The 20,761-nt window shown below is 29.7% G+C and carries 24 protein-coding genes; 23 read left to right on the top strand and 1 reads right to left on the bottom strand.

The window, feature by feature from the left end:
• Positions 1-253 precede the first annotated feature (253 nt).
• The 19 genes from RMO70_RS12025 to RMO70_RS11940 all read left to right on the top strand — a co-directional run bounded on the left by RMO70_RS12025 (position 254) and on the right by RMO70_RS11940 (position 15,822).
• A complete protein-coding gene (locus RMO70_RS12025) occupies positions 254-1,504 on the top strand; it encodes a site-specific integrase (protein ID WP_310556679.1) in 1,251 nt (416 codons plus the stop codon).
• A gap of 152 nt (positions 1,505-1,656) precedes the next feature.
• On the top strand, positions 1,657-2,799 hold the full coding sequence (locus RMO70_RS12020; RefSeq protein WP_310556678.1) for a helix-turn-helix transcriptional regulator: 1,143 nt from the start codon (positions 1,657-1,659) through the stop codon (positions 2,797-2,799).
• A 463-nt stretch (positions 2,800-3,262) separates the two neighbouring features.
• A complete protein-coding gene (locus RMO70_RS12015; protein ID WP_310556681.1) occupies positions 3,263-3,985 on the top strand; it encodes an alpha/beta fold hydrolase in 723 nt (240 codons plus the stop codon).
• Positions 3,986-4,053: 68 nt separating this feature from the next.
• The gene (locus tag RMO70_RS12010; protein ID WP_310556677.1) at positions 4,054-4,719 is read left to right on the top strand and encodes a DUF4395 domain-containing protein; all 666 of its coding nucleotides are present in this window, start codon (positions 4,054-4,056) and stop codon (positions 4,717-4,719) included.
• A 28-nt stretch (positions 4,720-4,747) separates the two neighbouring features.
• Positions 4,748-5,185, top strand: a complete 438-nt coding sequence (locus tag RMO70_RS12005; protein ID WP_310556676.1) for a DUF6326 family protein — start codon at positions 4,748-4,750, stop codon at positions 5,183-5,185.
• A gap of 19 nt (positions 5,186-5,204) precedes the next feature.
• Positions 5,205-5,897, top strand: a complete 693-nt coding sequence (locus RMO70_RS12000) for a DUF4386 domain-containing protein (protein ID WP_310556675.1) — start codon at positions 5,205-5,207, stop codon at positions 5,895-5,897.
• A 9-nt stretch (positions 5,898-5,906) separates the two neighbouring features.
• Complete coding sequence (locus tag RMO70_RS11995; protein WP_310556674.1) at positions 5,907-6,716, top strand: DUF2306 domain-containing protein; 810 nt, start codon at positions 5,907-5,909, stop codon at positions 6,714-6,716.
• A 16-nt stretch (positions 6,717-6,732) separates the two neighbouring features.
• The gene (locus RMO70_RS11990) at positions 6,733-7,500 is read left to right on the top strand and encodes a class I SAM-dependent methyltransferase (RefSeq protein WP_310556673.1); all 768 of its coding nucleotides are present in this window, start codon (positions 6,733-6,735) and stop codon (positions 7,498-7,500) included.
• A 6-nt stretch (positions 7,501-7,506) separates the two neighbouring features.
• A complete protein-coding gene (locus RMO70_RS11985; protein ID WP_310556672.1) occupies positions 7,507-8,178 on the top strand; it encodes an O-methyltransferase in 672 nt (223 codons plus the stop codon).
• Positions 8,179-8,194: 16 nt separating this feature from the next.
• The gene (locus tag RMO70_RS11980; RefSeq protein WP_310556671.1) at positions 8,195-9,670 is read left to right on the top strand and encodes a hypothetical protein; all 1,476 of its coding nucleotides are present in this window, start codon (positions 8,195-8,197) and stop codon (positions 9,668-9,670) included.
• 553 nt (positions 9,671-10,223) lie between these two features.
• Positions 10,224-10,457 carry a T9SS type A sorting domain-containing protein gene (locus RMO70_RS16935; protein WP_409025081.1) on the top strand — a complete coding sequence of 78 codons (234 nt, stop codon included), beginning with the start codon at positions 10,224-10,226 and terminating at the stop codon, positions 10,455-10,457.
• Positions 10,458-10,468: 11 nt separating this feature from the next.
• A complete protein-coding gene (locus RMO70_RS11975; protein ID WP_310556670.1) occupies positions 10,469-10,915 on the top strand; it encodes a GNAT family N-acetyltransferase in 447 nt (148 codons plus the stop codon).
• An 11-nt stretch (positions 10,916-10,926) separates the two neighbouring features.
• Entirely contained in the window at positions 10,927-11,328 is a 402-nt protein-coding gene (locus RMO70_RS11970; RefSeq protein WP_310556669.1) for an MmpS family transport accessory protein, read from the top strand.
• 154 nt (positions 11,329-11,482) lie between these two features.
• Positions 11,483-12,367, top strand: coding sequence for an alpha/beta hydrolase (locus tag RMO70_RS11965; RefSeq protein ID WP_310556668.1), 885 nt, complete (start codon positions 11,483-11,485; stop codon positions 12,365-12,367).
• Positions 12,368-12,426: 59 nt separating this feature from the next.
• Positions 12,427-13,275, top strand: a complete 849-nt coding sequence (locus RMO70_RS11960; RefSeq protein WP_310556667.1) for an RteC domain-containing protein — start codon at positions 12,427-12,429, stop codon at positions 13,273-13,275.
• A gap of 113 nt (positions 13,276-13,388) precedes the next feature.
• Positions 13,389-13,682, top strand: a complete 294-nt coding sequence (locus tag RMO70_RS11955; protein WP_310556666.1) for a helix-turn-helix domain-containing protein — start codon at positions 13,389-13,391, stop codon at positions 13,680-13,682.
• Positions 13,683-13,690: 8 nt separating this feature from the next.
• A complete protein-coding gene (locus tag RMO70_RS11950; RefSeq protein ID WP_310556665.1) occupies positions 13,691-14,533 on the top strand; it encodes a transcriptional regulator in 843 nt (280 codons plus the stop codon).
• A 39-nt stretch (positions 14,534-14,572) separates the two neighbouring features.
• On the top strand, positions 14,573-15,196 hold the full coding sequence (locus RMO70_RS11945; RefSeq protein WP_310556664.1) for an AAA family ATPase: 624 nt from the start codon (positions 14,573-14,575) through the stop codon (positions 15,194-15,196).
• Positions 15,193-15,822 carry a hypothetical protein gene (locus RMO70_RS11940; protein WP_310556663.1) on the top strand — a complete coding sequence of 210 codons (630 nt, stop codon included), beginning with the start codon at positions 15,193-15,195 and terminating at the stop codon, positions 15,820-15,822. Before RMO70_RS11945 ends, RMO70_RS11940 begins: the two co-directional genes overlap by 4 nt.
• Before the next feature lie 19 nt (positions 15,823-15,841).
• Here the strand turns inward: RMO70_RS11940 and RMO70_RS11935 are convergent, their stop codons facing one another.
• Positions 15,842-17,536 (bottom strand): NERD domain-containing protein, encoded by a 1,695-nt coding sequence (locus RMO70_RS11935; RefSeq protein WP_310556662.1) that lies wholly within the window; start codon positions 17,534-17,536, stop codon positions 15,842-15,844.
• 166 nt (positions 17,537-17,702) lie between these two features.
• On the opposite strand from RMO70_RS11935, the gene RMO70_RS11930 reads away from it, so the two are divergent.
• From RMO70_RS11930 to RMO70_RS11915, 4 genes are read left to right on the top strand one after another with little or no spacing between them, the layout of a single operon-like run.
• Positions 17,703-18,224 carry a TIR domain-containing protein gene (locus RMO70_RS11930; RefSeq protein ID WP_310556661.1) on the top strand — a complete coding sequence of 174 codons (522 nt, stop codon included), beginning with the start codon at positions 17,703-17,705 and terminating at the stop codon, positions 18,222-18,224.
• 5 nt (positions 18,225-18,229) lie between these two features.
• On the top strand, positions 18,230-18,778 hold the full coding sequence (locus tag RMO70_RS11925; protein ID WP_310556660.1) for a toll/interleukin-1 receptor domain-containing protein: 549 nt from the start codon (positions 18,230-18,232) through the stop codon (positions 18,776-18,778).
• A gap of 13 nt (positions 18,779-18,791) precedes the next feature.
• Positions 18,792-19,580: a TIR domain-containing protein gene (locus RMO70_RS11920; protein WP_310556659.1), complete on the top strand. Its 789-nt coding sequence runs from the start codon at positions 18,792-18,794 to the stop codon at positions 19,578-19,580.
• On the top strand, positions 19,571-20,761 hold the full coding sequence (locus RMO70_RS11915; RefSeq protein ID WP_310556658.1) for a toll/interleukin-1 receptor domain-containing protein: 1,191 nt from the start codon (positions 19,571-19,573) through the stop codon (positions 20,759-20,761). Before RMO70_RS11920 ends, RMO70_RS11915 begins: the two co-directional genes overlap by 10 nt.

The raw sequence follows: 20,761 nt of genomic DNA, 5'->3' as shown, positions 1-20,761 counted from the left end.
TACAAACGGTTACAAAACCCACTAAATTCAACGATTTAGTGGGTTTTTTCTTTTAGGGGTATATCAAATTATTCATTTAATCTCAAAGTTTTGGTGTCTTTCGAGGTGTCACTAAATTATAAAAATTTAAGTGACACCTCTTAAAGAAAACCACCAGTACAGCAAGGTGTTCAACAACATATTCAAAATATGTACATCTTGTTTGTAATTATTAGAAATTTTAAATTTAATAATAACTAAAAGGTTACCACTTATGAACACTACTGTATCAGTTCTCTTTTACATCAAGAGATCAAAAGCCAACAACGAGGGCATTTGCCCAATTTATGCAAGAGTAACAATCCAAGCCAAACGATTTGAGTTTAGTGCTAACAAGTATGTAAATCCAGAGAAATGGTCATCAGAAGGCACTAAAGTTAAGGGTACAAATGAAGAAGCTAGAACAATAAATAGCCATCTGGATTATTTGAAAAATCAAGTTTTGGAAGCCGAAAAAAGATTATTCAAAAAAGACATCAAAGTTACTTCCGAAAATTTGAAGAATGAATTGTTTGGAACTACTGAAACTAAACGTATGCTCGTTCCGATTTTTGAAGACCACAATAACAAAATCAAAGAATTAGTTGGCAAAGAATACGCACCAGGAACATTAGAGCGTTACAAAACCTCATTGAGCCATACTAAAGAATTTCTACAATGGAAATACAAAGTTTCCGATATCGAGATAAACAAAATAGACCACGCCTTTATAACTGATTATGAGTTTTGGTTAAGAAGTGTTCGTAACTGTGCCAATAACACAGCAGTAAAGTACATCAAGAACTTTAGCAAAATAATTAAACTTTGTCTGGCCAATGACTGGCTTGATAAAAATCCTTTTGCTAATTACAAATCGAAAGTTAAAGAAGTCGAAAGAGTTTATTTATCTGAAGAAGAAATTCAAAACATTATCAATAAAGATTTCAAAACAGAAAGACTGTCATTAGTTCGCGATATATTCCTTTTTAGCTGCTTTACTGGCTTGGCTTACATTGATGTCAAAAACTTAACAAAGTCGCATATAAGCCTAGGTATTGATGGAGAGAAGTGGATATTTACCCACAGACAGAAAACCGAAACAGCTTCCAAAATCCCAATTCTCCCCGTAACACAAATGATTATTGATAAATATGCCAATCATCCGCAAAGTAGCAATCAAGATAAGCTACTACCTATTTTAACTAATCAAAAGATGAATGCCTATTTAAAAGAAATAGCTGGCGTTTGCGAGATAGAAAAAGAATTAACCTTTCACATAGCCCGACACACTTTTGCAACGACTGTAACGCTTACTAACGGCGTTCCGATTGAAAGTGTCAGCAAAATGTTAGGTCACAAAAATTTGCGAACCACACAGCATTATGCAAAAGTATTGGATAGAAAAGTTAGTGAGGATATGATGATTTTGAAGGATAAATTTTCATCAAGCAATATGATAAAACTAAGACCAAAGATAGCTAAATAGATAATTTAATTTATATATCAACGCAACCTCTAATTAAATTTCACATCTACTTAAAATAAACATTTTAATCAAAAAATATCTTAAATTATATGAATTTAGCATTAAAAAAATTATTTTTGCATGTCAATCCAAATCAAAAATAATCAAATCACATGCTTTGTCTAGTCGGTATTATCATTTCATTCTTTCTATTTTTTTTATTGCTCGGAAAAAAAAATAAAGACATTGCTGATAAAATTTTAGCAGTTTGGTTATTTGTAATGGGTTTTCATTTATATTTTTACTATTCAAGTTCTCCTACTCATGATGTACAAAACATAGTACTTTATAGATTTTTCTTCGGATTACCTTTTTTGTATGGACCACTACTTTACTTATACTCAAAATACAGAATTGATAGTGCTTCAAAGTTCAAAAAAATTGACCTAATCCATTTTATCCCAATAACTTTGATCTACATTTTAGTAGTCCCTGATTTTTCTATCAGTCCGATAGATCAAAATTTACAATACGAAAACGGAATACTACCCTGTCATCTAATGAATGAGATAGTATTTATTCTTATTTTAATTTCTGGTGTTGGATATGCATTGGCATCTTTAGTACTATTAAAAAAGTACAAAAAAAATATTGACAGCTATTTTTCCAATACAGAAAAAATAAATTTAAATTGGTTACGTCTTAATATTTATGGCATCATAGCAGTTTGGTTGATACTCGCCAACAGAAATGACTGTTACACATTTACCTTTATATCGCTTTTTGTTTTCTCTATTGGTTATTTTGGCATCAAGCAAGTAGGCGTTTTTAATGATAATTATAGTTTTGAAAATTCTAGTTCTGGAATTATTGTAAGTGAAAACAGTACGTATAATGAAACTGAAATCAAGACAAGCGAACAAAAAGCAACTCCGGTAAAATATCAAAAATCAGCTTTAAGCCAAGATGAAGGAATTAGAATACAAGAAGAATTGAGAACTATCATGCAAACTGAAAAATTGTATCTAAATCCAGAATTGACTTTGGGAGACGTAGCAAAAAAACTAAACATCCACCCAAATATTTTATCTCAAGTAATCAATACATTTGAGCAAAAAACATTTTATGATTATATCAATAGCTTAAGAATTGAAGCCTTTAAAAAAGCAATAGCTATTGAAGATAATGAAAAATTTACTTTGTTCTCTCTTGCTTTTGAATGTGGTTTTAATTCAAAATCTTCATTCAATAAACACTTCAAAAAAGTGACCAATCAAACACCTTCTGAATATTTAAATTCTGTTAAAGAAAGTTAGTCTACAAACTTTTTTTTTAAAACACTTTCGCTATAGTATAGTTTTTCAAACTGCATTTACTTTAAAGTCAGTTTGACCCATAATCATTTTTAAATATTTCTGTAGTTGTAAATTCTATTATCACTACTTTTTCACTCTTAATGACTCTTTTACAATTCTACAGGTAAATGGATTAAATTTCTATTAAATCAAATTTCTGTTTTTTGGGTTACAATTCGTCCTAACCTACACACTCGGTCTTTAGATTACTTACATTTATTGATATTTGTTGTTTTAAAAAAAAATACAACAAACTATTCCAAAAAAAAATTGCAATCAATTCAAAGTGTTAAATAAATAAAATTCAGGATTAATAAAAAGTCTAAAAACTAATGAATAAAGTCATTTACATAAATTCTAAAAATCAAAGTCTAATTAATGTAACCACCTATGAAGCAAAAAATCCGGTAAGTGTTTTAATAATCTGTTCGGCAACAGGTGTAAAACAAAATTTTATAGCAAGTTCGCGCAATATATGCAAGAGCACAACATTACAGTAATAACATTCGATTATGCAGGAATTGGCGGTTCATTAAAAACCAATATCAAAAACATAAAAAACTCAGTTTATGATTGGGCAAATAATGATTTAGATGCCATTTTAGAGCATTGTAAAAATACGTATCCTAACCAAAAACTGACCCTTTTAGGGCACAGCATTGGAGGTCAATTAATTGGATTAACAGAAAAATCGCTAACTGTAAACAAAATAATATTAGTAAATGCACAAAGTGGTTACTGGGGTTTTTGGACTGGTTTTCAAAAAGTAAAAATGTGGTTAAACTGGAATGTTTTGTTTCCATCACTTATCAATGTTTTTGGATATATGCCATCAAAAAAAATTAGTGGTATGGAAAACTTACCGAAAAATGTAGCGAATCAATGGAAAAATTGGTGTAATAGCAAAAATTATCTTTTTGACTTTTTGAGTTATGATAGTTTGTACTATGATAAAATTAGTTGTGACCTATTTTCATATAGTGTTGATGATGACAACTATGCTCCACAAAAATCAGTCGACTGGTTAACATCAAAAACAATGATGCTAATACAATTAGAAAACACATTCTACCAAAAGACTACAAACAAAATCGCATTGGTCATTTTGGGTTATTCAGAGAGAATTGTAAAGACATTTTTTGGGTAGAACTGAAGAATGAAATGAATAAAGCACAAAATTAATCAGCATTTAAGATCAATAATAAAGTATAAAAAATGAATAAAATAATGGTATTTGGTGAAAAAGTTAACGGATATGAAATCCTGGTTTTAAATGAAAGAGAAGTACGTGCGGCAGCAGGATTAATGTTTATGGCAACATTTATAGCATTTCTAACAATTTTTTTTAATGCAAATTTTGTACCCATAAAATATGTAATAACAATATTTCTAACCGATTTCAGCATACGCCTCTTTATAAACCCAAAATATTCTCCAATACTAATTATCGGAAGGTTTATAGTCAGTAATCAAAATCCAGAATATGTAGGTGCTGAACCAAAGAAATTTGCTTGGTTTATTGGTTTGGTATTATCAGGTTCTATGTTTGTTTTACTAGTGATTATGAATGCTTACAGTGTGATAACAGGTGTTGTTTGTCTACTATGTTTGATATTAATGTTTTTTGAAACAGCTTTCGGTATCTGCCTAGGTTGCAAAATATACAAAGCAATCAAAAAGAAAAAGGCGCAATATTGTCCCGGTGAAGTATGCGATTTAAAAGCTAAACAAGACATCCAAAAAACTTCTAAATCACAAATAGTTATGCTCATGTCTTTTATCGCACTTGTTCTTTTTACAGCGTTTTTATTTAATGAAAAGTTCAAAGAAAAGCCTCATAATCTATTCCAAAGCAACATCATAACAGAAATTAAAAAATAGTAGTCAAACCGTTTTAATGCTAAAAATTATGAATACTAACAAAACAGAAATTCTGGAAGATTTTAAAATAAATGTAAAAGTAAAACTGGCTATGTTATGGGCATCAGTAACATTTTTCTACATCTATGGCGATTATTTTGAGTTATATGTTCCTAACAAAGTTTCAGGAATAATTAGCGGAACAAGTATGCTTGATACTCCTATAAAATTATTCCTAGCATCCTTTTTATTAGCAATACCAGCTTTAATGGTTGGTTTGTCGGTACTCTTAAAACCATCGCTGAACAAACGGCTAAATATTGTGACTGGGAGTTTCTTTACTGCTATTATGCTTTTAATAGCAGTAACATCCATTTCCGAATGGAGGGCTTTCTATGTTTTCTATGCCATTGTAGAAAGTGTACTTACAGCAGTAATTGTTTGGTATGTATTTAAGTGGCCCAAACAATATCAACTAAATCATTAATCTCAAAACAAATCAAAAAATGAAATCAAACAAAAAAACAGCGAGAATTGCAGGATTACTTTATTTAGGAGTTGTTATAACAGGAATATTTAGTTTAATGTATGTTCCAAAAACCCTAATCGTTTGGGATAATGCAACAACTACTTTCAATAATATTACTAGCAATCAAACACTTTACCGCCTTGGAATTGTTAGTGGTTTACTTTGTTATACTTTCTTTCTTTTCTTGCCAATTGTTTTGTATAAACTATTCAAGCCTGTTAATGATAACTATGCAAAACTTATGGTGCTGTTAGCAGTAATAAGCGTGCCGATATATTTCATAAATGTTCAAAACGAATTCACAATTCTTTCATTAGTTAGTAGCGCTAACTACCTAAATGGTTTTTCAACTGAACAAATCAAATCAATGACGATGCTTTATCTTGACCAGTATGAAAACGGAATGCGAATGGTTCACATATTTTCAGGACTTTGGTTATTCCCATTCGGGTATCTAGTTTTTAAATCAGGGTTTCTTCCAAAAATTTTAGGAATAGTATTGATGTTAGGGTGCTTTGGTTATCTAATAAATTTTACCGGAAACACGCTTATCTCAAATTATTCAGAAATGGGTATAGCTTCCTATATACAATTACCTGCGAGCTTCGGTGAAATAGGAATTTGCTTATGGCTTTTAATTATGGGAGCAAAAAATAAATCAACCAATTAGAAATCTAAAATGACAAAAGCAAATTCCATAAACGGAAAAAAAGTTTTAAATAGTGCAGTAACAGTTTGGTTTGCGATAGCTGTACTAGGACAATGGATTTTTGCATTGTATGTACTTTTATTTTACGCAAAAGCAATGGCAACAGGTCATAGCGAAAATTGGAATAAAGCTCTTCCTAATGGATATGTAACCGGAGATACTTTAGGAAATGTAGTTGTTGGAATTCATTTATTGTTAGCCATAATTATAATTGTTGGAGGTCCACTACAAATAACACCAAAAGTCAGAGAATATGCTCCAACCTTTCATAGATGGAACGGTCGGATTTACATTACAATTGCTTTTATAATGAGTGTAACAGGTTTATATATGGTTTGGGTTCGTGGCTCAATTGGCGGAATAGTGCAACATATAAGTATAAGTATAAATGCAATTTTAATTATGATTGCGGCGACATTGACAATTAAATATGCAATGGATCGGAATTTTAAAACGCACCGTATTTGGGCAATTCGCCTATTTCTATTGGTAAATGGCGTTTGGTTTTTCAGAGTGGGATTCTTTTTTTGGCTAACATTACATCAAAGACCAGTTGGTTTTGACCCAATAACATTTGAAGGCCCGTTTCTAAGCTTTCTCTCTTTTTCGCAATACATCATTCCGTTAACACTATTTGAACTCTATCTAAAAGCAAAAAAGAGTTCAAGCAAAAAATTTATTTACATAACTGCAATGCTAATCTTCCTATTGACTGTAATAATGGGTATTGGAATTTTTGCAGCCTCAATAGGAATTTGGTTTCCAAGAATGAATTATTAATCTTAAAATACTAAATATGAAAATCGAAAATCCAGCATTCAATTATGACAAATTAGGTCAAAAGTATTCAGGTTATAGACAAACAGAACCTGGAATAGCAACGTATGTAAATAAAGCACTAGGCAATGCAAAAACAGTTTTAAATGTTGGCGCAGGCGCAGGTTCTTATGAGCCAACCGACAGATATGTGGTTGCTGTTGAACCATCCTTAGTAATGCGTCAACAAAGAATGGCGAACAACAAAATTCCGGCAATAAATGCAAAAGGGGATACTTTGCCATTTGATGATAATTCATTTGATGCTACTATGGCAATGGTAACCATCCATCATTGGCCAGATATGGATAAAGGACTAAAAGAACTTAGAAGAGTGACCAAAGAACAAGTAATTATAATGACTTTTGATCCTGATGCTTTAGACAATTTTTGGAATGTTCACTACTTCCCAGAATTAATTGCTGTCGAAAAAGCCCGTTATCCTACCATTGAATTTATTAAAAATTCATTAGGTGGTAATTGCGAAGTTGTTGAAGTTCCAATTCCTTTAAACTGCGTTGATGGTTTTCAAGAAGCTTTTTACGGAAGACCCGAAGCTTTCCTAGAAAAAGAAGTTCGGTTGTCTCAATCGGCTTGGGGATTTTTATCAGAAGAAGTCCAAGACCAATTAGTAAAAGCACTTGAAGATGATTTAAATTCAGGAGAATGGGATAGAAAATACGGACATTTTAGAACCGAACCTACGTTTACTTGCGCATTAAGATTAATAATTTCAACCAAATATTAAAACAAAATGGAAAATCAAATTTTTGAAAAAGTAGATAATTATATCATTGATTTATTTGCAACTGAAGATGATGCTTTACTACAAACAAGAAACTCAATAGAACTTTTAGGGATAATGCAACAAAGCATTTCGCCAATTCAAGGGAAGTTTCTACAAACAATGATGATGGCTTGCAATGCCAAAAGAGTTTTAGAATTGGGAACATTTGTAGGTTATAGTGCTATTTGGATGGCAAAAGCATTACCGCAAAACGGGAAATTAATTTCTATTGATTTTGATATAAAAGTAGCATCATTAGCTCAAAAAAATATTGAAGCAACAGGTTTGTTCGAAAAAGTAGAACTAAAAGTGGGCAAAGCTTTAGAAATTCTACCCGAACTAATCGCAGAGAAAGTAGAACCATTCGATATGATTTTTATAGATGCTGATAAACCACCGTATAAAGAGTACTTCAAATACGCATTAGAATTATCAAGACCAGGAACAATAATTATTATAGATAATGTAATCCGAAGTGGAAAAGTACTAGATGAAAATCCTTCAGATGAAAGAGTTGTAGGCGTAAAACGTTTGAACCAATATTTGACGGAATGCAAAGAAGTAACAGCAATTATTTTACAAAGTTCTGGCATAAAAGACCATGATGGTATGGCAGTAGTTGTAGTGAACAGAAGTTAAAAATAGAAAATAGAAAATGAATAATTTAAAGATAATACAAGTTTCAAAAAAACTATTCTGTAGTATAGTTTTAACAATCCTATATTTTAATTTTTCTAATGCTCAAACTATTGATCTCAAGTGGTCGCAAAGTTTGGATAAAGGAGAATTTGGATTGTATAAGGGAATTAACAACAGTTTACATTTATTTAATGCCCATATACCATCAAAACAGGTAGTAACAACCTTTGATGCAGAGCTAAAAATAAAATCTCAAGATACATTAAGTTTCAAAGAAGATAATTTAAAAAATGTATACGTCAATTTTTCTGAATTGTTTGATAATAAAATAGTATACGGTATTTCTGTAAAAAACAAAAAAGATAATACAGAAGCATTAGAATTATTGGAAGGAAATTTAGAAAGCAAATTTTTAGAAAAGCGTAAAGAAGTAGCAACATTCAAATATAATAAATGGTCATCAATAGAGTATGCTGAATCATCTGACAAATCGAAACTTATGGTATATAAATCTATATTTTCAAGTAAAACTTTCCGAAATGACTATGAATATGTTGTTTTAGATGTTGCTACATTAAATACAATTGACCAAGGTATTTTTTCATCTGATAACAAAACTGAAAAAGTCGATAAGTTAGTACTTGACAATTTAGGACAAGTTCATGTAATTCTTCAAAAATACAAATCGAAGGAGGAACAAAAAAAATACGAAATGAAATTTGATTATGTCATTCGTATTTTTTCAAATAGTAAGTTAAAAAAAGAAATTAAAGTTGAAATTCCAAACTATCAAGTATTGACTTATGATTATTTACAAGGAGAGGATAACCTTTACTATCTGATAGGTTTTGCCTTTTCTTTACCTTATGACAGAAAAGAAAAGTTTACTAATAAATTGTATTTAAGTACTATTGATTGCAAAGATCTTGAAGTTTCAAATTTTATGGTACAAGAATTAGCCACACTATATCCAAACAGAAAATTAATTGGTGATGAAGCAGTTCCATACACTATCAAAAGTGTACATGAATTGAATGATGGTAGTTTTTCAATAATTGGTGAGCAAGTACTTTCAACTTATAATATCAGTACAACTGTAACAAGTTTTAGTAATTACAATATCGCTTGTATAAAATTGTCAAAAGATTTTCAGATTGAATATTTAAACACAATTCCGAAAATTCAAGTCGGTGTCAATTATTTTTCTTTCATCTCTACTTACTTTAATGACAAGATTTACATTTTATATAATGACCATATAGAAAACGCAAATAAATACAATTATGATGATTTAAAATGGATGAGCAATAACAACTCCAAAACAGGTCTTTTCCTGGCTACAGTATCTCAAGATGGTACCTACAAAAAAGAAATGGTTTTAGACTACACCAATGAAAAAGAAAAAGTAAACCCAATATTGAGTAAAGTCATAAGTTCAAATAAGATTTTACTAAATCATGTAAACAAAATTGGGATTTTAAATATTAAATAGGAATCTCTAAAAAAGGGAAAAATGAAAATTCTAAAAAAAATTATACTCGGTGTCTTAATATTATTATTTCTATCGAATTTACTTTTTATAGTAGCGCTATTTGGTGCACCGTGTGGAAGAATTAGTGAAGATCTTAAATTATCTATATCAATAGGAATTGGTTTACTATTGCTAATAGCGTTAATAAATAAAATTATAAAATGAAATTCAAAGATAGAAAAGCAAAAGCTGAAGATTTTAAATCAATAGCCAATCTCTCAAAAAAATTGGGATATAAGTCTAGTGAAATTACTTTCCCAAAACAATTTCTTTACAGGTAATTCACTTTTAATAGACTCACAAGTTTCTATTTTGACCTTTGTGGTTTTAATTAATGGGATATCCTTAACTAATATTTTTGAATTTGAAAATATCAAAATTACAAATGTTTAAAAAAAATAGGCTTCTGGTAGCTGATTCAAAATTGAGTTGCGAAAATGGTTGGGTCGGAAACTGTAATTATTAATGAATTGCTTAAAAACGAATTGGAATTTAAAAATTATAAAATTTAGCAATTTCAAATTTTAAAGTCTATCCAATTCCAGCAAATAATACACTTTTTATCAATTCAGAAAAGGAAGAAATCACCAGTATTCAGTTATTGGATAGTATAGGTAAAATATTGAATTCAATTGAAGTTAATACAAATGCTTATTCGTTCGAAATATTAAATTATACAAAAGGAATTTATTATTTAAAAATAGAAACTAAAACAGGCAAAAAAAATATAAAAATTATTAAAAATTAAAAATGAACAAAATGAAAATTAGAGAAGCAAAAATTGACGACATCAAACAAATTCAAATAGTTCGAAATGCTGTTACTGAAAATACATTATCTAACCCAGATTTGGTCACAGACGAAGATTGCAAAGAATTTATTACAGTAAGAGGAAAAGGTTGGGTTTGCGAAATTAATAATCAAATAGTTGGTTTCTCAGTTGTTGACTTGAGAGAGAATAACGTTTGGGCTTTATTTTTAAAACCTGAATTTGAAAAAAAAGGAATAGGTAAACAACTTCACGATGTTATGATTGACTGGTATTTTAAACAAACAAAAAACAATATTTGGCTAGGAACATCTCCAAATACAAGAGCCGAAATTTTTTATAGAAAAGCTGGCTGGATAGAAATTGGAATACATGAAAATAACGAAATTAAATTTGAAATGACCTATACAAGCTGGATAAACATAATGTTAAATTAAAATCAATAAAAATGAAAAATTCAATCTTAAAATCAGTTCTTTTGTTATTCACAGTAATAACATTTTCGTCATGCAGTAATAGTGATAACAACTCGAATAATCCTCCATCAGGCAGTAGGAATGTAAAATATGAAATAACAGGAAATGCAATTGGAACTTTTGATGCTACTTATGCCAATGGATCTGGTCAAGCAGCTAATGAAATGCCGCTCACAATACCATGGTCAAAAGACGTTATTTTTCAATCTAATGTTACTACTGCATCAATTTCATCTGCTGTTACAGGTGCAACTGCTGGGCAAACCATTACTACAAAAATATTTGTAGGTGGTGTTGTAAAAAAAGAACAAACCGCAACAGTCCAAGCAAATGGTGCTGCAATAATTCCTGCATTAACATATGTTCTTAATTAGATTTCTTAAATCGATAATGTGAGATGATTTAATCTTTAGTTTTAAAAAAATTGTAGCTTATTTTCAAAAAAACAAGATTTACTGTTCATTGGCTAGAATTTGATCGAAAACTTATTTATACAGAAATCTGAATTAATTTTTTAATATTATTATTATGAACAAAGAAATAGAAAATTGGAAATCAAACGGAAAATATTTTAATTTCAAAAATAATAATATTTTTTATTACCAGGAAGGTACTGGAGTTGATTTATTAATTATACACGGTTATCCATATAATAGTTTTGAATGGAAAGATACAATCGCTGAATTATCAAAAACTTTTAAAGTTACCGTTTTTGATTTAATTGGAATGGGATTTTCAAATAAACCTCAAAATCACAAATACAGTTTTGAGGAATATTGCGAAATTACAAATGCCTTATTAACAAAATTAGGCATAGCTGAAACACATATTTTTTCTCATGATTTAGGTGTAAGTATTGCACAAGAATTAATTACTAGAAATGCTGAGGGGAAAAATAACTTCAAAATAATGTCATCCGCATTTATGAATGGCAGCTTATTTATTGACGTTTATAAACCGAGATTTATTCAAATATTGTTGTCGAAATCTCCAAAATTAATCGGAAAAACTTTGAGTAAGTTGATGACAAAAAATATGGTCAACAAAAGTGCAAAATCGGTCTTTGGTCCTTTCACAAAACCATCAAATGAATTTTTAGAAAAGCAATGGGAAATTCTAAATTTTAATCAAGGTAAAGAAATTACTTATCTCATAGGAAGATTGGTCTTTGAAAAATACAAATACCTCAACCGTTGGGTCAATGCAATGCAAAAAACAACTATTCCAATGTGTTACATCTGTGGCTCTTTCGACCCAAATTCAGGAATTCACATGGCAAACCGCTACGAAGAGTTAATCCCAAATCCAAAGATATTTATTCTTGACAAATACATTGGTCACTGGCCACAATTAGAAGATAAAGATAATGTGATTAAATGCTATTATGAATTTATAAATAGTCTAAATGAATAGAATATAAATAATTCAATCCCAAGACTATAATTGACTAAAATGTAATAAAAAAATAAAGATTGAACCCAAAAGTTAATATATTACTTTCAGATTTAAACGAACAACTAAATTTCACCGATTTAGAAATTGACGACCCAATCAAGCGTTGTGAAAGTGCTATTGATATTATTTTGAAATCAATACAAAAGCTAAAAGTATTATTTGAAAAAGAAAAAAATAACTCACCAGAACAAGAAATAGATTTTTTCAAGATTGTAAAACCAAAATTTACTTCTAAACTCATTTATTACAATGCAATTTTTAAAATAGAAACAAAGAAACCTCATGGCGGAGAACGGATTCTTAAAAAATACCTTAATAACGAACTAGATAAACTTAAACGATACTTTGATAGCAACTTAGACTTCTACAGATACTATAGAACAGGAAGCAGCTATTTAGATCATAAATATTTTGTACGAGGCAAATTCGATGTAAAATTAGCTTTGGATAGTTTTTACTTCGAAGCAGATCATACTTTTTCTACCTCACATGATTTTAAAGTGGCGAAGATTTTGGCGCACGATTTAATCCAAGTTTTTCTGGAAGATAAATTATTGATGATGGAAAATAAAGACCCAAAAGAAAAATCACAAGTCAATCCGAAGGTGAAGCAAACTTGGACTGGCTCTAAAGTCGCATTAATAGAGCTTTTGTATGCATTGCATACAGAAGGTGTGTTCAATAATGGTGCATCAGATTTAAAGGATATCGCAGAGTACCTAGAAGCAGTGTTTGATATCGACTTAGGGCAGTACCACAGGGCTTTCCTTGAGATTAGAATGCGAAAATCAGACCAAACAAAATTTCTCAACTCATTAAAAGAAAAACTAGTGAAGAGAATGGAAAATACAGACGACTTGCTTTAACACCAGTAAATACAATACTTTACATAAAAATCTATCACAACTTGTGATTGACTTGTGATATAAAACTATTCAAATACTACAATTTTGTACCATAACAATCTAAAACATACGTTATGGCAATCGAAGTTATTACTCGCGAAGACTTAAACGAATTTCGCACACTCCTACTTTCCGACTTAAACACAATGTTTAATTCAAAACCGCAACAACAAAAACAATGGCTCAAATCTATTGAAGTCAGAAAGCTGTTAAATATTTCTCCAGGAACTTTACAAAACCTACGAGTAAACGGAACAATCACATATACTAAAATGGGTGGTATCCTTTATTATGCCAGTTCCGATTTAGACAAAGTTCTTGAAACCAACAAAGTTGAAGCGACACCCAATTTATTCAATCGTAAATAACCAAAAAGATGAATTACATAAAACATCTAACAGGATTTTTCGAGAAAGTGGCTATTGACAAAACACTCAATCCAACACACGTAAGTTTGTATGTCGCTTTGTTCCAATTCTGGAACTGCAATCGGTTCAAAAATCCAATCAGTATTTCTCGTGATGAGGTAATGCGAATAAGTAAAATAAGCTCCAAAGCAACCTACCACAAATGCCTTAAAAATTTACATTCATTAGGTTACATAAACTACGAACCTTCATACAACCCATTCAAAGGAAGCCACGTGTATCTATTCAATTTTTCAGATGATTTAAAGCCAATTCCCAAAAGCGAAAAAATAACAACACTAAAAAATGAACCTCTTTTTGAACTGGTTAATGAACAAGTAGTGAACAAGCTCTGTACTAGTACTGGGACAAGTAGTGGGACTGGTACTGAACAAGCTCTAGTACCTTATATAAACAATACAAACATACCAAACATTTCAAACGATTTAAAGATTGCAAACTTGGGCGAGCAAGCAAAAAATTTTGAAAATGATGATGGTTTTTTTAAAAGCGAGGCTGCTGAAAAAGAAAAAAAGTTGCGCAAAAAAAAGAAAGATGAAACACCAAATATAGAAAATGTCAAAGCTTATTTTCTCGAACATAATTTTCCGGAAATCGAAGCCATTAAGTTTTTTAATTACTTCTCCAGCAACGGTTGGTTAGTTGGTGGCAAAACCCCAATGGTTGATTGGCAAGCCGCAGCACAAAATTGGATATTAAACGCACCTAAATTCATTTCAAATGAGCAACAATCCAACAGAGCAAAACACCTCAACTCAGGAAACGACAAAGACTATTCAGAGCCATTATAGTGGTCATTGCGAGGCACGAAGCAATCTCAAACTTATGCTATGGAAACAGAAATAAAGACTCATTACAACTACCAAGAAATAATTATTTGGTTAGAAAAAAAAGGAATTGAACTATACGGAAATCATTTCAAAATCCTTGAAAGTGATTATACAATAATTTATAAACTCATTGCTTATTTTCTAAAAGATGAAGCTACTTGTTTTCAATACGGTATTAACCTCAATAAAGGAATTTTACTTTCTGGTCCAGTCGGTTGCGGTAAAACATCACTAATGAATTTGATGAAATACCTAACACCAACCGAACATAAATTTTTCGTAAAATCGTGTCGAGACATAAGCTTTGAATTTATCCAGGACGGCTACCAAATCATTCACAAATACAGTAAAGGAAAACTATATGAATCAGAACCCAAAACAATATGCTTCGACGATTTAGGAACAGAAAACAACCTAAAATACTTCGGAAACGAATGTAATGTAATGTCAGAAATTCTATTAAGTCGCTACGATATTTTCACAGCTAAAAAAATTCAAACACATATCACTACAAACCTTTCGGCAAGTGAAATCGAAACCCATTACGGAAATCGTGTCCGCAGCCGAATGAGAGAGATGTTCAATTTAATTGCTTACGACAAAACCATAAAAGACAAGCGATGAACCAAATAACTAACTTCTGGAACCACTTCAAAGAAAACAACTTCGTTTTTCTGTTGTTAAACGAAATACCTAAGGACGAACTCAAACTACATTTCGATAAGTTAATCAATCTACTCCATCAATACAATAAAGACCTTGACCTAATCATAAAAAACAAAAATAAACATGCAGAACTAATCATTACAGCAAATGGCAATCCTTATCTTTTCAAAGAAGTAGAGTTACTAGTACACCTCGCTCCAGTTGTAGAACGTTGGAAGATTACAGCTTTTCTTCAACCGGAACAAAATATTACTAAATACCAAAACGGTACAGATAAACCACTTGAATATTATGGGATAACTTTAAGAATAAGCGAAATCTATTTCCAACCTCTTAAAATTCAAAACAAACCTTTAGAATTAGGAATTAGAGTTTACATCAAAAATTACATAGTTTACAAAGACAACCCAAGATTAAGAGAGGCTGTTTATATTCAATTGGAATATTTGCTAGGAGAAAAATCATTTGCAAATGATATTAGCTTAATTGATATTGCAGAAATACCAAACAATTATGATAAATTAGAACTTACTGAACTCTATAGTATAGCATTTTACATAAAGCATTTATTAGTGCTTAAATAAGGATTAGCTTAATAAATATTTAGTTGAAATGATCTAAAATTTTTGATTTGTATTTAAGCTTAATTTTGATTTCTTTCTTAAAATACATTTCATCAAAGATGTTTTGCAACAATGGATCTGGAATTATAAAAGCATCATCAGATATTAGCTTTTTTAGCACAATAGAATTTTTTAAAAACATAGCACAAATATCTAATTCATCAGCTGACATAATTTTACCATTTAGTGACTGTCTAATTTCTAAATATTCCTCAAACTTCCTGTAAGGATTATTGAATTTTTTATATAAACTCAAAAGGAATATTTCTAAATCATCTATGAAAATTGATAGTGGATAATAATCTTCTTCATTTTCTTTTTCTAACAAAAGACTTAAATCAGTTTGTATTGCTCCATATCTTTCAAGGGTAACGACAATTGAAAACACATTTGAAATATGATTTGTATCAATCTCAACTTTTTCGTTTTTGGTTTCAATAATGATTTTATCATTATTGAATATTTCATTTTCAACTCTCAAACATTGATTATACCCTTCCTGAATAGAAGTCTTAAAATCTTCTTTAATTCTTGTATATGCCTTTTCAGTGTTTCTTAAGGGCTCTCTAAATTTGGATGTTTTACATTCAATAATGTATGCGATTTTATTATGGATGATTAGTATATCTTGTTCACAACCATTTAGGTAATAATTGCGAAATATTTTAGTGTTTTTATCTTTAAAAAAGTTCTTGAAAATTTCTAAAGTTTCCTCTTCAAAAACTAATTTACCTCTTCGTTGATATAGTTGGGTTAGTGACTTTTGATTATCTCCAAGAATAGTAAAAAGATGATTATAAATCGAAGTTGGAATTTGCTTTTGAAAAATGTTTAAATATTCATTATCGTTCAACTTAACTATGGGTTGTAGATCAAGTGGATTCTTTTGTGTGTAAAATGTAAAATCAATTTTATTTTCTAAGTCTATTGAAAATATATTGAGTAAGTAATCCAACTTATCTGCATCAATGAATTTAATAAAATCTGATTTTGTAAAAACCAAGGGCAAATGTGGTCTTTCATGAAAATCAAGAAACTTTGATTTTGTTTCTTCAGATAATTTATTCAAATCAAATCCACTCTTATCTGTTACAGCATAATAAAAAGCTTTATCTAATAAGAACGATTGCGTATCATAAACTTTCTCTTTATAAACTTTTTCAGTTAAATAATAAAAATTAATAAATGAATACAAATCTAATCCGGTCTTTTCCTTAATCTTTTCATCATAAGGACTAAACATATTTATGATATGATTGATTTCTTGTTCAACAAAATTTAACACACCATTTTGGAAGTAATTTTTAAAAGTAGTTTCGTGAATGAAAAGGTCATATTTGACCTGTGAGCCTTTGTGCAAATACTTTTCGGTATAATTAGATGCTAAAAAGTAACTAACAATTTCATTAATTATGTCAGCGATTCTAAATAAGTCCTTTTTTGTTTCTTCATTAAATTCAAAGTGTATAGATCCTTCATCAGTTGATAATCTTAATGCAATTAGATATAAAGAATCCTTTAATTTTGATTTTATTTTTACTGAGAACTCTTCAAAACCTCTGATAGTATTATTTCTTATAAAATCTGCAAAAAAACCAATAAAGCTTTCTTTGGTGTAAACAGAAATAATTGTTTTAATTTCTGATGATTTTTTTTCTAGATCTATTTGAATCATATTTTAAAGTTAAGTAATAATTAAAATGTCAATTTGTCACATTATCAATTATTTAATGACAAACAATAGGTTTTATGAACACGGGTATAATTCTTGCTAATATTAACATAAATTTTTATAATTAGTGTAATGTTTTCCGCTATTTAAAAACTCTTAATTATAATCTATGGTAAAAATTATTCGAAACTGTTTTATTAGTTATCATCATAAAAACGACCAGAATTATTTAAATGAGCTAAGGCTCTTAAAAGAGGGTATGAAAGTCGCTGATTACTCTTTAAAAGATGATGTTGGATATTTAAGTGATGAAACTATTTACAAAAAAGTTCGTGATAAAATGCGGAGTTGCTCGGTTACAATTGTACTAATTGGTTCAGAAACCGGATATAGAAAATGGATAGATTCTGAAATCTGGGCATCATTAAGAGGATATAAACATCCTACAACATCGTTAAAAAGCTTTAGGCCCAATGGCTTATTGTGTATTTTTTTACCAGGTCAAAACCATTCTATACCTCCTCGACTACAGGATAATATTGATTCTGGTTATGCTGTATCTATGCGTTGGAGTAATGTTCAGAGAGATTTTGAAAGCAAAGTAAATTATGCAATTTGGAAGAGAGATAACTCATTTGACTCTATTGTCAATTCAAGAGTTAGAATGAAAAGAAACATATTAAAAAGATAAAGAGAATGGCTGGAATTAATAGAGCATTATCGTTAAACGAGAGTAGAGCAAAAATAAACTTTAGCACAAGTGTAAAATGTGTTTTTATAAGTCATCAAAAAGATGATACGATTTATTGCAAAAAAATAGCTAATTATTTAATGGATGCTGGTATTGATGTCTATTTTGATGAATTTGATAGCGACTTAAAATTTTATAGACAAACAAATAATCCAAATGGTATAGTATTATCTATAAAAAAAGGTATAAACATGAGTTCTCACATGCTATGTGTGATTTCGCCTAAAACATTATATTCAAAATGGGTTCCATGGGAGATTGGTTATGGTCACGAGAGTACAATACAAGGAGCAATAACAATTAAAGGTATTAAAGATGAAGATTTACCAGATTATCTAAAAACAACAAATATGTTAAGAGGAACTAAGTCTTTAAATAATTTTATACAGAATCTAACTGGTCAATCTGAATATATTCTTGAAAATTATAATCTAATAAAAAAGCACACAACATTATCACATCCATTGGATGATGTGTTAGATTGGAATCAATAAAAAACAAAAAAATATGAGTAAAATAGTAGAATATTTTGTTTCTAAATTATCCTTTGAAACAGCAAGGCAGTTGATAGATAATGTACAAGCATTTTCATATGATAATGAAAATCTAAATGATGAAGGCACTAAAGATAGAAATTGGCTGGTGGGTAAGTCAAATAGCGGTTATACCATTTCTGCTTTAGATAAGAATAGTGAAGGAACTTGGGTTAGGTTAAATAAATTCATCTATAGTAATGGATATTTTACTTGGAATGTTTCTTTACCAAAAAACATTACTAAAAGACAAACATTCATTAGCTATTATCATCACGATAATGAAGATGAAAGAAAAGAATTCGATTTAAGATTTAAAGATCTAATAGTAAATCACTCTGTAAAAGACGGTGATATAGATTCTGAAAATAGTGATGGTTATATTCATAATTTAATTAATAGTGAATATATGCTAAATGTAACAGTTTTAATAGTTCTATTAGGTCCGAATACAAAATGTAGAAAACATATTGATTGGGAAATTGCAGGTGCATTAAATTATAAAGTTGGGAATAGGTATTCAGGATTACTTGGTTTAAGACTACCTACTCATCCTGACTATGGACAAACTACTTATGATGAAGATGAATATCCCGAAAGATTTATTAAAAATGTAGAATCTGAATATGCTATTTTAAAGGACTGGACTGAAGACAGGCATCTGTTGCAGCAGTATGTCGAAGAAGCATTTGCAAATAGACAATTTGATGACAGAATTATTAATAAAGGAATAAACCTTTTAACAGATGACCTATGCGAGTAGATGAGCAAAAATTTATAAGTCCATTTTCAATTTATGTTGTTTGGCATCCGGAATTTATAGAAGGAAAATTATATGCTGAAAATATTTTTTCCACGTTTTGTAGAGAATTAAAATCTCCTTTGGCAAGAGCAATCAATATACCTGTTTACTTCCGAAGTAAGCCAAAATCTAATAACAATATTCCAATAGAAATTAACTATGAAGAATCTCATAAAAATGCTGTTGTAATATTGGTAGACGACAAAATGGTTAATGATGATCATTGGAGAAACTATATACAAGAATTAGTTAAAAATCTACCCGAAAACACAAGAGTATTTCCAATCGCATTTTCTGATTACTCATATTATATTGACCAAGCCGGTTTAAGCAAAATACAGTTTATCAGAGCTAATGAAATTAACGGAGTAATTGATAGTGAAATTTTTGACAATAAATGGAAGCTTATCAAATCACGTTTACTACATGACGTTGCCAGACAATTAAAGAATGAAAAAGAAGTATATAATACAAAGAAAACTGATGATGCTCCTGTAAAACTGTTTTTAAGTCATACAAAAAAAGATGGCGAAGATTTAGCTAAAAAATTTAGAGATTATTTAGAAAGCTATACTAAATTAGACACCTTTTTTGATACTAATGATATTGCCGATGGTCATGATTTTGAAGAACAGATTAAAACAAATATAAATAACTCAGCAATTATTGTTTTTAATACTGATGAATTTTCCAATAGGGAATGGTGCAGAAGAGAAGTGATAATTGCCAAAAGATTTGGCTGTCCTATCTTATGTGTTCATAGCATAAAAAAGGGAGAAGCGAGAAGCTTTCCATATCTAGGAAATGTTCCTACTTTAATATGGGAAGATAATATTGAAGAAATTATAAACGATACATTAATTCAAGTAATTCAAATTAGTTACAACAAAGAGTTACTAGACTATTGTAAAAAAATGTATGAAATAGACACAAAGAATTATTGCATAATTTTACCAAAAGCACCTGAATTATTTAATTATATCGATATTGAAAAATATAAATTTGAGAATGTTAAAGAAACTAAAGATTTAATCGTGCTATACCCTGAGCCACCATTAGGAATTGAAGAAATAAATTTACTCAACGATGTTGATAGTAAAATCAAATTTTTAACACCAGTTCAACTCCCAAATTACATTTAA

Origin of the sequence: Flavobacterium sp., assembly GCF_031422135.1 — a bacterium.
Taxonomy (GTDB): domain Bacteria; phylum Bacteroidota; class Bacteroidia; order Flavobacteriales; family Flavobacteriaceae; genus Flavobacterium.
Note: the sequence above shows the minus strand (reverse complement) of the source record. Positions and strands in the feature narration are given on the sequence as shown.

Bases quoted from the DNA above. Each gene is read 5' to 3' on its own strand.
- RMO70_RS11955 (WP_310556666.1), top strand. From the start codon at position 13,389: ATGGCAATCGAAGTTATTACTCGCGAAGACTTAAACGAATTTCGCACA.
- RMO70_RS11980 (WP_310556671.1), top strand. From the start codon at position 8,195: ATGAATAATTTAAAGATAATACAAGTTTCAAAAAAACTATTCTGTAGT.
- RMO70_RS12025 (WP_310556679.1), top strand. From the start codon at position 254: ATGAACACTACTGTATCAGTTCTCTTTTACATCAAGAGATCAAAAGCC.
- RMO70_RS11950 (WP_310556665.1), top strand. From the start codon at position 13,691: ATGAATTACATAAAACATCTAACAGGATTTTTCGAGAAAGTGGCTATT.
- RMO70_RS11965 (WP_310556668.1), top strand. From the start codon at position 11,483: ATGAACAAAGAAATAGAAAATTGGAAATCAAACGGAAAATATTTTAAT.
- RMO70_RS11995 (WP_310556674.1), top strand. From the start codon at position 5,907: ATGACAAAAGCAAATTCCATAAACGGAAAAAAAGTTTTAAATAGTGCA.
- RMO70_RS11915 (WP_310556658.1), top strand. From the start codon at position 19,571: ATGCGAGTAGATGAGCAAAAATTTATAAGTCCATTTTCAATTTATGTT.
- RMO70_RS11985 (WP_310556672.1), top strand. From the start codon at position 7,507: ATGGAAAATCAAATTTTTGAAAAAGTAGATAATTATATCATTGATTTA.
- RMO70_RS11990 (WP_310556673.1), top strand. From the start codon at position 6,733: ATGAAAATCGAAAATCCAGCATTCAATTATGACAAATTAGGTCAAAAG.
- RMO70_RS11935 (WP_310556662.1), bottom strand. From the start codon at position 17,536: ATGATTCAAATAGATCTAGAAAAAAAATCATCAGAAATTAAAACAATT.
- RMO70_RS11945 (WP_310556664.1), top strand. From the start codon at position 14,573: ATGGAAACAGAAATAAAGACTCATTACAACTACCAAGAAATAATTATT.
- RMO70_RS11925 (WP_310556660.1), top strand. From the start codon at position 18,230: ATGGCTGGAATTAATAGAGCATTATCGTTAAACGAGAGTAGAGCAAAA.
- RMO70_RS12005 (WP_310556676.1), top strand. From the start codon at position 4,748: ATGAATACTAACAAAACAGAAATTCTGGAAGATTTTAAAATAAATGTA.
- RMO70_RS11920 (WP_310556659.1), top strand. From the start codon at position 18,792: ATGAGTAAAATAGTAGAATATTTTGTTTCTAAATTATCCTTTGAAACA.
- RMO70_RS12020 (WP_310556678.1), top strand. From the start codon at position 1,657: ATGCTTTGTCTAGTCGGTATTATCATTTCATTCTTTCTATTTTTTTTA.
- RMO70_RS11970 (WP_310556669.1), top strand. From the start codon at position 10,927: ATGAAAAATTCAATCTTAAAATCAGTTCTTTTGTTATTCACAGTAATA.
- RMO70_RS11930 (WP_310556661.1), top strand. From the start codon at position 17,703: ATGGTAAAAATTATTCGAAACTGTTTTATTAGTTATCATCATAAAAAC.
- RMO70_RS12010 (WP_310556677.1), top strand. From the start codon at position 4,054: ATGAATAAAATAATGGTATTTGGTGAAAAAGTTAACGGATATGAAATC.
- RMO70_RS12000 (WP_310556675.1), top strand. From the start codon at position 5,205: ATGAAATCAAACAAAAAAACAGCGAGAATTGCAGGATTACTTTATTTA.
- RMO70_RS11940 (WP_310556663.1), top strand. From the start codon at position 15,193: ATGAACCAAATAACTAACTTCTGGAACCACTTCAAAGAAAACAACTTC.
- RMO70_RS11975 (WP_310556670.1), top strand. From the start codon at position 10,469: ATGAAAATTAGAGAAGCAAAAATTGACGACATCAAACAAATTCAAATA.